The 13181-nt window shown below is 36.7% G+C and carries 9 protein-coding genes and 1 pseudogene; 1 reads left to right on the forward strand and 9 read right to left on the reverse strand.

Annotated elements, in window-relative coordinates; all coding sequences use genetic code 11:
• The first annotated feature begins 410 nt into the window (after window positions 1–410).
• Window positions 411–1356, forward strand: a pseudogene (locus Q1B07_RS17005) (hypothetical protein).
• Window positions 1357–1754: 398 nt separating this feature from the next.
• Here the strand turns inward: Q1B07_RS17005 and Q1B07_RS27060 are convergent.
• The 9 genes from Q1B07_RS27060 to Q1B07_RS17055 form a co-directional block, all read right to left on the reverse strand.
• On the reverse strand, window positions 1755–2924 hold the full coding sequence (locus Q1B07_RS27060; protein ID WP_366945214.1) for a carboxymuconolactone decarboxylase family protein: 1170 nt from the start codon (window positions 2922–2924) through the stop codon (window positions 1755–1757).
• Window positions 2925–3513: 589 nt separating this feature from the next.
• Window positions 3514–4698: an MFS transporter gene (locus tag Q1B07_RS17020; RefSeq protein WP_299092319.1), complete on the reverse strand. Its 1185-nt coding sequence runs from the start codon at window positions 4696–4698 to the stop codon at window positions 3514–3516.
• A gap of 203 nt (window positions 4699–4901) precedes the next feature.
• Window positions 4902–6329 (reverse strand): 6-phospho-beta-glucosidase, encoded by a 1428-nt coding sequence (locus Q1B07_RS17025; protein ID WP_299092317.1) that lies wholly within the window; start codon window positions 6327–6329, stop codon window positions 4902–4904.
• A 35-nt stretch (window positions 6330–6364) separates the two neighbouring features.
• Entirely contained in the window at window positions 6365–8236 is a 1872-nt protein-coding gene (locus Q1B07_RS17030; protein WP_299833131.1) for a beta-glucoside-specific PTS transporter subunit IIABC, read from the reverse strand.
• Between the two features lie 294 nt (window positions 8237–8530).
• Window positions 8531–9421, reverse strand: a complete 891-nt coding sequence (locus tag Q1B07_RS17035) for a LysR family transcriptional regulator (protein WP_299092313.1) — start codon at window positions 9419–9421, stop codon at window positions 8531–8533.
• A 115-nt stretch (window positions 9422–9536) separates the two neighbouring features.
• The gene (locus tag Q1B07_RS17040) at window positions 9537–10517 is read right to left on the reverse strand and encodes an aldo/keto reductase (protein ID WP_299092311.1); all 981 of its coding nucleotides are present in this window, start codon (window positions 10515–10517) and stop codon (window positions 9537–9539) included.
• 316 nt (window positions 10518–10833) lie between these two features.
• Window positions 10834–11247 carry a cupin domain-containing protein gene (locus Q1B07_RS17045; RefSeq protein ID WP_299092309.1) on the reverse strand — a complete coding sequence of 138 codons (414 nt, stop codon included), beginning with the start codon at window positions 11245–11247 and terminating at the stop codon, window positions 10834–10836.
• An 82-nt stretch (window positions 11248–11329) separates the two neighbouring features.
• Complete coding sequence (locus Q1B07_RS17050; protein WP_299092307.1) at window positions 11330–12193, reverse strand: aldo/keto reductase; 864 nt, start codon at window positions 12191–12193, stop codon at window positions 11330–11332.
• Between the two features lie 230 nt (window positions 12194–12423).
• Window positions 12424–13179 (reverse strand): carboxymuconolactone decarboxylase family protein, encoded by a 756-nt coding sequence (locus Q1B07_RS17055; protein ID WP_299092305.1) that lies wholly within the window; start codon window positions 13177–13179, stop codon window positions 12424–12426.
• Window positions 13180–13181: the final 2 nt, after the last annotated feature.

Raw genomic sequence — 13181 nt, forward strand, 5'->3', positions numbered from 1 at the left:
TCTTTTAAAAACTTAGAAATGTAATTAATTTTTGATTAAATGCATGACCTGAGAGAAGGTATGAATAATTCAGGTTAAGATAAGTTGTCTTTTTCATGTCATTTTCCAAATACAGTATCGAATCATTTTTGCTGTATGACACATATACGGAAAATGGTGCAATGCCTTAAGATTCCTCACCCCTTACTTGTACTAATAGAACAGTTCCAATCATATTCTTTTAAAGTGAGACTTATCACGCTTAAACCGCGACATCCTTATGTCTCACCTGACTTGGACATCCTGTCCTTCTTCGGATCTTTACGGGCTAGTTATCACCCGCCTATCTTTTTCTCTAGAATTTTTGAATTAGGGGTCTTGCCCGATAAGAATGGAATAAAAGAATATAAGCAGAGGGAGTGTAAAGTTAGTTGACAAAAGTTAAGGTTCGTTTACGTCCCATTGTAAATAGGATAAATTTACCCACTGTTTTGAAAACAACGATACTTCCGGGTGACTCAATGGAAAGATTGTTTATTGCAACCCAGATAGGAGAAATCTTTTACATAGGAAACTCAGGATTAAGAACCTTTTTAGATATTCGCCCGCGAATTATAAAACTAGGTGCTTCTGGTGGTTTAACGAACTACCCGCACCTATTCAGGAAACTCTTACGGTAATAGCAAAAGGCGTTCGCAATATACCAGGGATTTCATTTCAAAAGTATTATAATCAGTATATTAAATATGTGGGAAATGTCGGACAGGATTTGGTAGAGTCGATTTTTTCATTCGTTCATTATAAACCAATACCGGTTACTCAGCTTATTCAAGCTTCTTTCATAAACTCTGAACCTGACCAAGAAGGATTTATTAACTTTGGCTGGCGTGGTTGGGAAGGTGCTTTTCCTGCATCGATTATAAGGGGATGCTCTGCAAATTCGAAATTGGATGAGAAAACAATGCTTATTACAATGAGGCAATTAAAACGGCAGTAAGGCGGCTTCAGCCTTTAACTAGTTATTACCATAAAGATCCCCGACCTGATAAATTTGCGGGAACTGCCATTACAGGAGTGCAAGCCTATATGGGCAGAGAGATCCCCGCTTTAACGGGAAGCGTTGTGTTTACTGATCTTGCCCGTAAGGAAGAATCTCAAACTCCGGTTAAAGGGGTTTTAGCTTATACAAGGGTAAGACAAGATTGTAAACTAAACGATTTTAGTGTGATAGAAACTGATTATCATTTTGGATCTCAATCTGCTTATTATGTTAATCTGGGAACAAATCTAAACCAAACGAGATTATATTTAGGAGTTTATGGCTCGATGAAAGTGACTGATTTTAACCAAGGTACTGTTTTTGAAATTGTTCCATGACTCAAAACAATAAAATTCTACTTAATCTAGATAAATCTCTTGCTTAGACTGACATACAGCTTTTCCCCTAAAAAGTTATAAACATCTAAATTAACAAAATATAGAAGCAAAACTACAAGTCTTTTATTTTTGAACGGCGAAGAAAAGTAATTAAGATTTATCATATCTAGTTAATTAAGTTGACTGGGAAACGCCTTTGAGTACCAGTAACCGTAAACTTTCTACTTGTTCTTATGCCCTTTGATTATTTAGTTGTCTTGATTTTGCGGATACCCTGCAGGACTTAATTCTAAATCAGATCAAAGGGCTTTATATCAAAGTTTGGAAATAATATCCTTATTATCAGCGTCTCCTTTCCCTTTCAGCTATTTGAATTATGACTCATTCAATATAGAAAATTATTTTTCCTTCGTACTTATAAAATTATCTAATACTTCAGCAGCATTATTGGCTTCTTTATTGCCTACTTCGGCTTTAAGAACTGATATTATGCCTCTCATTTGATGTTCGGTTAACCCGACATTAGACCCAATACTAAAATGAGCCTGCAATTGTGAGTTAACACCCTCCATATTGGCTAAGGCTGCAATGGTTGCTATTTCTCTGCTTTGGAAATCTAAATTGTCTCTTCCGAAGATGTCTCCGAACAGGTGTCCTTTCAAAAATTCATCCATAACCGGGACGAATTCATACACTGCTCCTGTAACTGGTCTTCCTGCCAGGCTAGTTTGAATTTCCGTTCCAAGTTCAATGCTGCTTTTGTCAGAAGGTAAGGGACTTGCTTCTTTACCAATTTCGTCTTTAATGCCTTTTGCTTCCCTCTCTTCCAATACATCCATTAAAGCGGTGATACCATTCAAACTACGAGGGAATCCTGCATAAGCGTATAATTGTACGAGAATTTCTTTGATGTCATTTACGGTTAAACCGGCATTCAAACCTTCGTTCAAAGCAATTTTTAATTTTGGCAAATCACCCTCGGCAGTAAATGCAGCAATGGTAACTATATTTTCCTGCTTGGCGTTAAGAGCTATTGTTTCATTTTTCAGTTTTTCTTTCTTCTGTTCTTCATCTTTCATAACATATTGCTCATCGCTAACCTTCTCCAGCCATTCAACGTTTTGGCCATCGAGCACTCCCGTGAGAGCGATATGCGTCATTGAAGTGGTTGGTGAGGCACCATGCCAATGCTTAACACCAGGTGGGCACCAGATTACATCGCCTTCTCTGATTTCCTCAATAGGACCACCCCACTCCTGTATCCAACCAATGCCTTCTGTAACAATCAGTCTCTGTCCTTCAGGATGTGTATGCCATGCGCTTCTAGCTCCTGGGTGGAATGTAACATAACCACCAGTATATTGTGCAGAATCATTTTCTGAGAATAAGGGATCAATGCGTACATTACCGGTAAAATATTCTGCCGCTCCCTTATAAGAAGCTTGAGATCCGCTTCGAGTGATTGTTTGTGAATTTGAATTTGATTCGTTTGCCATTGCATGGCTTGTATAACCGCTAGCTGAAACAAGCAGTGAAAGTGAAAAAATAATTGCTGCAAATTTTTTCATTGTTTTCTCCTTTCGTACTATGCTTTCTTAAAAATTGGAAGTATTTTTTGAGACCAATGCTATTATTAAGCAAAGACAGACAATTCAACAATAGGATACAGATTCCGACTTTTTAAGTTGATATTTCTGGCATAATAGAAAATCTAAAATTTTAATTGTAAACCAAATAACATCTTCTATCTTGCAGGGCATCCGCCTTACCGAAATTCTAAAAAGGAAACTTTTAAAAAAACTTATTAGGCTATAGCATTTAGTTAGTTCAACAAGTTGAATGCAAAATAATTTTCATCTAGCTCATTATGTTCTTGGGTTGAAAAATTAATAATCCCCTCCTATTTTTAAAATATAGATTTTGGTAACCCCTTTGTTTTTAACAATAAGCACTTTTAATTAGAAAAAGATTATAGAAAGATTAGAATATGATTAGAGTAATAGTGAAAATAAACCAATAAATAGTATCTCAATATTTAATCAATAAAAACTTAATATTTCACGCTTTTTACGTATAAGCCCCATATAATATTACTGAGATTGATTGTTACATAAATTTAATAATAACCTTACAAAAAGTATTTTTTGCTAATCTACTTTAACCAGTATGTTTAGAAGTAAACAGCTGTTTTGGAGTCGAAAGACTTTGTTTTTTTAATAAGCGTCTTACTAAAAAAATGAACGTCAATAAAGAAAACACAACAGATACTGCACTTACGGTAAACATTATTCGGTAGCTAGTGTATTCGGAAACCCATCCTAGTATGATTGCACCTAGTCCGATACCGAGATCGGTAGCAGTCGAAAATGAAGCATTAGCTACTCCTGTAGATTCTGGATTAACAAGACTAATCGTTGCCGCTTGAAGAGCAGGTTGCGCAGAACCGAAACCAATACCGTACATCACTGCCGAAAGGATTATACCAAACAAATTGGTCGAATACCCTAAGACAAGCAGGGATGAAATCGAAATCAAAAGGGCAGGTAAAATGACAAATGTCTCACCTTTACTGTCTGAAAGTTTCCCTGCAACAGGACGGATAAGGACAAGTGTGACTGCATAAACCAGAAAGAATGTCCCTGAAGAATTTACTTTAATTGAATCTGCAAACAATGGTACAAAGGAGGTAATGCCCCCATAAGCAATAAACAAAAAAAATACTGATGCAGTGATCGGTAAAACGGACTTTTCAAAAAACTCTATTTTCCTTGCTTCTGGTTTTGGCTGGAACGACATTTTTGCTCCTAACGTCAAGAACCAAGATGCAGCAGAGAACCCTACTGCAATTAGAAACAAAGCATGGTAGGAAAGGTTCTGAGTAATCCAAAGACCGAACATCGGGCCAATTGCCATAGCCAGAGTCATTGCCATGCCAGACCACCCCATTCCTTCTCCACGACGCGAGGTTGGAATTAAATCCGTAACTGCGGTGAGAATGGCCGTTGTAGAAATCCCCCAGATAATTCCTTGTAATATTCTAATAGCCATCAAACCAGTAATTCCAACAACCCAATTATACATGTACATTGATGTTGCAAAAAGTAACAGTCCCGAGACTATGAAAGGTCGTCTACCAAACCGATCCAACAATCCACCCACAAAAGGGCGACAAATAACCGCAGATAGCATAAATGCCCCCATAGCTAAACCGACCTGCGATTCGTTGCCGCCTATCTCCTTGATAAACAGCGGTAGCGTTGGGTACAGCATATAAAATGCAGTGAATAGAAAAAACATCCCTACAGTCATAAGAATAAATGATTTTGTCCATAGACGGTCCACATTTCATTCCTCCTCGGATATGGGAATAGTGTTCTTTATTCTTTTTATTAATTACTTATATATCAATAGATTAGGTAACAATATTAATTTACAAATCAACAATTTTCATATCCAAATTCACAACGAACTAAACTTTTAAAAAATTAAAGGAGGCATTACTCCATAGCTCGTATCATAGCTATGTGTAGTGCCACCTTCAACTATCAATCTAAATCTTCGCCATTGCTTTTTATTACTTTCTTATACCAATCAAAGGATTTTTTCTTACTACGTTTCAGAGTTCCGTTTCCATGATCATCTTTATCGACATATATAAAACCATATCTTTTGCTCATTTCGCCGGTACTAGAGCTTACTAAGTCAATACAACCCCAGGTAGTATAGCCAAGCAAGTCTACTCCGTCCTCTTCAACAGCAGCTTTAAATGCTTTGATATGTTCACGAATATATTCAATTCGATAATCATCTTCAATAAAACCATTTTCATCAGGTGTATCTAAAGCACCCAATCCGTTTTCAACAATAAACAAAGGCTTTTGATAACGGTCATATAAAGCGTTCAATGTTATTCTCAGCCCAAGCGGATCAATTTGCCATCCCCATTCGCTTCTTTTCAAATATGGGTTTCGTAATGTTGGAAATAGGTTTGCAGCGGTTTGGGTATTTACTTCTGGATCAGCGCTTGTTAATCTTGAGCCATAATAACTAAATGAAACAAAGTCAACTGTATTTTTCTTTAAAAGTTCCTCGTCGCCTTCTTCCATTTTTAAGGATATATTCATTCTTTCCAACATTTTTTTTGCATAATTTGGATATTCTCCCCGGGATTGCACATCAACAAAAAAGTAATGTTCCCTATCCCTTGTCATTGCTTTCCATACATCTTCCGGAGCACATGTATAAGGATAAGTACTTGCGCCTGCCAGCATACAGCCAATCTTAAACTCAGGATTTATCCTATGTGCAATTTCAGTAGCTTTTGCACTTGCAATTAACTGATGATGTGCTGCTTGATACTTTACAGCTTCTTCATTTTCACCCTCTTCAAATACTAAACCTGAGCTCCCAAATGGTAAATGTAACAACATATTAATTTCATTAAAAGTAAGCCAATACTTAACTTTATCTTTATAACGAGTAAAAATGGTTTCACATAATCTTTCATAATAATCCACCATTTTACGGTTTCTCCAAGAACCGATTGTCTTAACCAAATGGATAGGTACATCAAAATGAGTGATGGTTACTAATGGTTCTATACCATGTTTTAAACATTCATCAAAAACATTTTCATAGAATTTTAAACCTTCTTCATTTGGTATTGCATCATCTCCATTAGGGAAGATTCTTGTCCATGCTATAGATAATCGGAAACATTTAAACCCCATTTCTGCTAATAAAGCTATGTCTTCCTTATAATGATGATAAAAGTCTATTGCTTCATGACTTGGGTAAAAGTGCTGATCATCACATTCTAACATTTTCATTTTGCCTTTCATTACAGCTACGCGATCCTTACCAGCCGGTATAACATCAACTGTAGTCAATCCCTTATTCCCTTCAAGATAACCACCTTCACACTGGTTTGCAGCAGTTGCTCCTCCCCAGAGAAAATCTTTTCTTAAGCTCATTTACATACACTCCCGAAATCTATTATTTTATATTATTATGATTTTAGAACTAACAACTCATGATTGAAATCAATATTTTGATTACTGTTCTTTACTAGCACATCAGAATAATTATGAGTATTCGTAACAATAATAGGGGTTTGTGTTACGTAACCTTCCTGTTTAATTTTCTCTAATTCAAACGTTAATAAAGTCTGTCCTTTGGTAACTCTATGACCTTGTTCAACGTATGATTCGAAATACTTTCCATTCAGTTCAACTGTGTTCAACCCGACGTGGATAAGTATTTCAACCCCGTCATCTGACAGTAAACCTATTGCATGTTTTGTTGGAAATAGTGAAACGATCTCCCCATTAAAAGGTGCAATGACTTTACCTTCACTCGGTTCAATGGCAATTCCTTTTCCCATTATTTCTGAGGCAAAGGCATCGTCTTTTACATCTTTTAATGAAACCACTTGCCCTTTAATTGGGTTCGTTATCGTTGTGCTATCAATCGTAATCGTTTTTATTTCTTTGCTATTTTCTATCTGCCTAGGCGTTTCTTTTTCAAACTTTAAACTTAAGAAATAAGTTACCACTGCAGTTACAACGGCTGTAATTACTGAAGCAATTAATATGTTATATAAATTCCAAATGTTTTCTCCGACGTAAAGTGGAATAGCTGGAATACCTGAGGCCCCTGTCGCATAACGCGAAACTCCCATTAATCCAGCATAAAGTCCACCGCTGGCTCCGCCTATCATTGCAGCATAAAGAGGATATTTTTTAGGTAAATTAACACCATAAAGTGCTGGTTCTGTAATTCCCATCAAACCGGTAATTCCACCGGTATTTGCGATTTGTTTTAATGATTGATCTTTCGTTCTCCAACCTACTACCAATGCAGCGACACCTTGAGAAATATTTGAAATAATAGCTCCAGGGCCTAGGATATTTTCATACCCTAATGTTGTAATTTGCGCTAACGACAATGGAACAATGCTATGGTGAATACCAAACATAACCAGTAATGGCCATAAAGTAGCAACCAAGAAAATAATTAACCAAGAACCATAGGATCCTAAAAACTCAAATCCCCTCGCCATATAATCCCCGACAAAAGAACCAAGTGGCCCTAATACAGTTAAAGCTATTATTGCAGTGACAAAAATTGTAATCATAGGTACGAAAATAATCTTAATAGCATCCGGAATTATCTTTTTTACCCCACGCTCTATATAAGACTGTGCCCAAACAATCAAAAGAATTGGGATTACAGAGGAGCCATAAGAAACAAGTCTCATAGGAATACCAAAAAGGTGAACATCTTCTCCGGCTGTATTTAATTGAATAAAATTTGGATGTATTAATATACCTGCTAACACCATTGCTAAGACAGGATTACATTTTAATTTACTAGCCGCTGAATATGCCAATAAGAAAGGCAAAAAGTAAAAAGCAGCATCAGCAATGAAGCTCACTACATAATAGGTCTGTGACTCTCTTGAAACCAAATTAAATAAGACGAGTAAAGCTAAAAGCGCTTTTATCATCCCTGCACCAGCAATAGCTGGAACGAGGGGACTAAATGTTCCTGATACAAAATCGATAAGTTTGTCTAAAACGCTTACTTTTTCTTTTTTAGAAGATTTAAGATCTGAATCAGAATAAGACTTGATATATTTTATGACCTCTTCGTAAACCTCTTCAACGTGCGTTCCAATAACTACCTGAAATTGTCCGCCACTTTCTATAACATTGATAACTCCATCTAACGTTTTAAAAGCTTCTCGATCAGCCTTATCATTATTATTTAGAACAAATCTAAGCCTAGTCATACAATGAGTAAGTGTTGATACATTATCACTTCCACCGATATTATTTACAATTTCCAGAGCTAGGCTTTCGTATTTTTGACTCATCATTTCCCCTCCAAACTAATTACAGATTTATTATTCTTTATCTCTCTTAAAACCCTAAAATTAGACCTTAACTTTTCTTTTATTCATGAATAGTAGAGCAATTTCTTATCGATAAGAACTTAACATCCTTAATATAGCAAGAATACCTAAGTATAACTAATACCTATATTACATGTTTAATCATGCCTGCAAGGCATAGTTTTTAATAAAGAAGGAAAGACAAGATGGATAAGGAGAATGATTAAATTATAAAAAGCCAAAACCATTTGTAAGTAAACGGTTTTGGCTTTTTTTGTATTAATAATGCTTATCTGTTTCATACGTATCTTTCATAAATTGAATAAATCTTGCGGTAGTAGGAGTAAAAACTTTCGTGTTCTTCCAAATAAACAAACAGCTTGAAGTATATTCAGGGGAAAATGGCCTAAAGCAAGTATTTTCAATACCTCGAATCTCCATTACACTCTCAAGACAGATAGCATATCCCAAATGCTGTTGTACAAGAGCAGCTGCATTGTAAATTAGATTATATGTTGCAAAGACCTGTAAATTATCATAACGATTTCCAAACCAACCTGCTATCTCTTGTTGGACGACTGGTCGATTCGGAATAATTAATGGTAAGCCAACAACATCATCTGTCGTGACATATTCTTTCTTACTGAGCGCAGCATTGTTAGGCATAAGAATCCCCCATCTTTCCTGTTGGGGCAGCCTAATTGAATCGTATTTTTCAATATTAACTGGCGTTAGTAAAAGACCAATATCTAGTAAACCTTTATCTATCTTTTCCCTAATATCATTCGCATTTCCAGTGTAGAGATTAAATTTAACTTGCGAATATTTTAAATGAAAAGTTTTTATTAGATTAGATAAAATTTGTGAAGCCAATATAGACTCTACACTACCTATAGATATTGTCCCAGAAATATGGTTCTGTCCAACATCTCTTTCTATATTATCCATTAGAGTAAGAATTTCTTCTGCTCTTTGAGATAAAAGAACACCGTCCTCTGTCAATGTCACTCTTCTTTTTCCTCGTAAAAAGAGTTGTGTACCTAATTCTTCTTCTAATTGCATCAGTTGCCTGCTAAGAGTAGGCTGAGTGATATGTAAAATATCAGCCGCACGACTTATATTTTCTTCACGAGCAACTGTTAGAAAATATCGAAGCACCCTTAATTCCATAATGTCCCCTGCCAATTTAGTATTAACTTGTTCTCAGTTTCAACCATTTTCATTTGATTCATACTATTGTTCCATCCCACAAGTGGCCGTGTATTCGTATCTGGATAATCTTCAATTAATTATGCCCAACGATTGGATGTGGTACATATGGCTCCTCCAGAAACGCAACTTCTTCAGGAGTTAACTTAATTGAAAAAGCACCTAAGGCATCTTCTAAATGAGCTATTTTAGTGGCTCCAATAATAGGAGCTGTTACAGGTTCCTTCTGCAACAACCAGGCAAGTGCGATATGGATACGTGGAACATTATATTTTTCTGCAATGGTTGCTACTCTTTCTACAACCAATCGATCAGCATCAGCGGTCGCATCATATTTAGATTTTTGAATTTGATCTGTTTCTGAACGATACGTTGTTTCCGACCAATCACGAGTCAATCTTCCAGATGCGAGCGGACTATACGGTGTTACACCAATTCCTTCTTCCTTGCAAAGTGGTAGCATTTCTCTTTCCTCTTCACGGTATATGAGGTTGTAATGATTCTGCATTGATACAAACTTAGTCCATCCATTTTTGTCCGCTACGTGTAACGCTTTTTGAAATTGCCAAGCGTACATGGCAGAGGCACCAATGTATCTTGCCTTACCAGCCTTCACAATATCATGCAATGCTTCCATTGTTTCTTCAATAGGGGTATTGTAATCCCAGCGGTGGATGATATAAAGGTCTACATAATCAGTGCCAAGCCTCTTAAGACTCTTATCAATTTCGCTCATAATTGCCTTTCGCGAAAGTCCTGCACCATTTGGACCTTCATGCATACGACCATGGATCTTCGTTGCAATAACAACTTCATCACGGTTAGCAAAGTCTCTTAGAGCTCGTCCAAGAAATTCCTCACTAGTTCCCATTGAATAAACATTTGCCGTATCAAAAAAATTAATGCCACGTTCTAGGGCTTTTTTAATTATAGTTCGACTTTTCTCTTCATCAAGAACCCACTTATGAATCCATTTTTCTGCAACGCCAAAACTCATACAGCCGAGACAAAGCCGTGATACATCCAATCCTGTATTTCCAAGCTTCACATATTCCATTTGATTATTCCTCACTTTCTTTTACTTGGTAAAGTCAATTTTTATTGTAGTTTATCATTATTTATTCACTACTAATTATGCCAGAAATATAAAGAAGTCCTTATCCCATTCCTATCAACTTTTTGCCTAATCCTCTCACAGCATTTACATAATCGACGAATATGCTATAAAATGACTTTCAAATAATCTCCAATGATTTTTCGCATGTGGCATATTATATATGGTCTTTCCAAAGTATTACTCCTTCTATAAAAAACAAATGATAGTGCTTACGATTGATATTAAAATTGCCCTGTATAACAGGGCAATTTTAATATCAACTATTATTTACTTTGTTATATTCCTCATCTGATACTGGTTCCAACCATTCAGGAGTACCTGCAGTGATTGCTATATGTTCAAACCAGCTGTCTTTTGCGGCACCATGCCAGTGTTTCACACCATCGTGAGTGACAATGACATCGCCAGCTTTTAAGAATTGAGCAGGTTTTCCTTCTTCTTGGTACCAACCTTCGCCGCCAGTTACTAATAAAATTTGAAATCCATCACGATGGATGTGCCAGTTATTTCTGCATCCCGGTTCAAAAGTCACATTCCCAACACCAACGCTGACTTTAGGATCAGACACTAATCCTTTAAGATAACTTTGTCCCACAAAAAATTGTGAAAATGGATTTTTTTCGCCTACGGGGAAAATAACGCCATTTTTAACTTCTTCATGTTTCGCCATTTTGGTTCCTCCAATAAATATCATTAATATTTTTAGCCTCCTGCTGAGCAATTGCTAAAAAAAGTCGACATTTATTACTTGTTTACTTTAATTTCCCGCCAAATACCGGAAAGAAGCTATGCTCACCATAATTCTGGATCTGCTCTACATTCTTCAAAGTTTCCATATCTGCAGCGCTGATAACAAAATCAAGCTCTGCATTGATTCTCATGTGATCTGGATTTGCTGTCTTAGGAATTACTACAAGACCAAGCTGGATATCATAACGTAGGCAAAGCTGAGCAATAGAAACTCCATACTTATCAGCTATTACCTTAATCTCTGCATTATCGAGAACCGCACCGTGTGCAATTGGTGAATAGGCCTCTACCAAGATGCCATTCTTCTGACAGAACTCGATTAGTTCCAAAGGAGTATTGCTCACATGTGCCAATATCTGATTTACCATTGGCTTGATTTCACAGCTTGCAAGAATATTCTCTATATCATCCTGAAGGAAGTTAGAAAGACCGATTGCCTTTACCTTGCCTGTCTTATAAGCATCCTCCATTGCTTTCCATACTTCTTTGTTTTCCTCGAAGTAACGGTTCTCTTCACGGAACTCCTTCCAAGGCTGAGGACTGTGAATAATCAGAAGATCAATGTAATCCAGTCCCATCTTTGCTAAAGACTCATCAATGGACTGCGTAACTGCATCATAGGTCTTTGCTTCTGCAGCAACCTTTGTCGTAATGAAAAGTTCTTCTCTTGCGATACCGCAGGAACGGATTCCTTCGCCTACACCTGCTTCATTCATATATGCCTGCGCAGTATCAATATGGCGATATCCGATAGATACCGCATCACGCACTGCCTGCGCTGCTTGTGCATCATCAAGCAGCCAGGTACCAAGACCTAATATTGGAATTTCTATATCATTTGATAATTTGTAAGTTTCATTAAACATGGTTTTGTCTCCTCTAAATTGTTATATTTTTTGTAGTACCTTTTCTTATATACTAGGTTTTTCCATTTTTTATTAGGAATTTCTTCAAATAAAACAGAGATGCTTGACTCTCCAGCGTTTACTTATCTTTGAAAGTTTGAACAATCTTATCATAAAGTTCTTTCTTTGGTTCATCAGTCCTGCTGGGTAAATATTTAACAATAATGTGTGGCATCTCTTATTCTCTTTTCTTACTTTTCAGGAATAATTTCATTAACGCAAGCTAATGCGTTCAGAGTTCTCGGAAAACCCATATATGGAAGGCAATGAGTAATTGCGGCAATCATTGTTTCTTTGTCGTTGCCGACATTTTTGTTTCCTTGCACATGTGCCTTCACTTGACCTTCAGCACCGCCTAAGGCGCTAACGATACACAGAGTAAGTAACTCTCGCGTTTTCAAATCTAGTCCACCACGAGTGTAAAAATCTCCGAAACAAAAAGCGGAAAGATATTCTTGTATATGCTTTTGATTTGCCGGAGCTGATTCTTGCATTCTTTTAATCACATCTCCAAAAATCTCTGTTTGAACAGCAAATCCTTTCTCGAAACGGTTATCTTCAGTTACAGTCTTTTGGCTTTCAATTGGTAAAGCTATATTCTTTTCTTTGAAAACATCATTGACTTCGTTGAGGGCATTTAATGTTTTGGGAAATCCAATGTAAGGAGCACACTGATAAACAGCCTCTTTGATTTCTACAGGTGTGAGCCCGACGTTTAGTGCGGCTCCTACATGTGCCTTAAGTTGTGGTAACGTCTGGTTCGCGGCAAGCACAACCAGAGTGATAAGTTCACGTTGCTTGTCATCCAGATTCCCTTGAGAAAAAACCTCTCCAAAAATAAAGTGGCTAAGAATGTCCTGAAAATCAGGATCAGTAGCGTATGCGGCTGGTACTCCATTTCCAAATAGCTGCTTGTACTTTTCCTTGCTCTTTTCTACACGGTCCATAT

Source organism: uncultured Metabacillus sp. (assembly GCF_947503125.1).
In the GTDB taxonomy this organism is placed as follows: Bacteria; Bacillota; Bacilli; order Bacillales; family Bacillaceae; genus Metabacillus.

Coding starts and splice junctions, on each gene's coding strand:
- Q1B07_RS17035 (WP_299092313.1), bottom strand. CDS start 9,421: ATGGAATTAAGGGTGCTTCGATATTTTCTAACAGTTGCTCGTGAAGAA.
- Q1B07_RS17030 (WP_299833131.1), bottom strand. CDS start 8,236: ATGATGAGTCAAAAATACGAAAGCCTAGCTCTGGAAATTGTAAATAAT.
- Q1B07_RS17050 (WP_299092307.1), bottom strand. CDS start 12,193: ATGTTTAATGAAACTTACAAATTATCAAATGATATAGAAATTCCAATA.
- Q1B07_RS27060 (WP_366945214.1), bottom strand. CDS start 2,924: ATGAAAAAATTTGCAGCAATTATTTTTTCACTTTCACTGCTTGTTTCA.
- Q1B07_RS17055 (WP_299092305.1), bottom strand. CDS start 13,179: ATGGACCGTGTAGAAAAGAGCAAGGAAAAGTACAAGCAGCTATTTGGA.
- Q1B07_RS17045 (WP_299092309.1), bottom strand. CDS start 11,247: ATGGCGAAACATGAAGAAGTTAAAAATGGCGTTATTTTCCCCGTAGGC.
- Q1B07_RS17025 (WP_299092317.1), bottom strand. CDS start 6,329: ATGAGCTTAAGAAAAGATTTTCTCTGGGGAGGAGCAACTGCTGCAAAC.
- Q1B07_RS17040 (WP_299092311.1), bottom strand. CDS start 10,517: ATGGAATATGTGAAGCTTGGAAATACAGGATTGGATGTATCACGGCTT.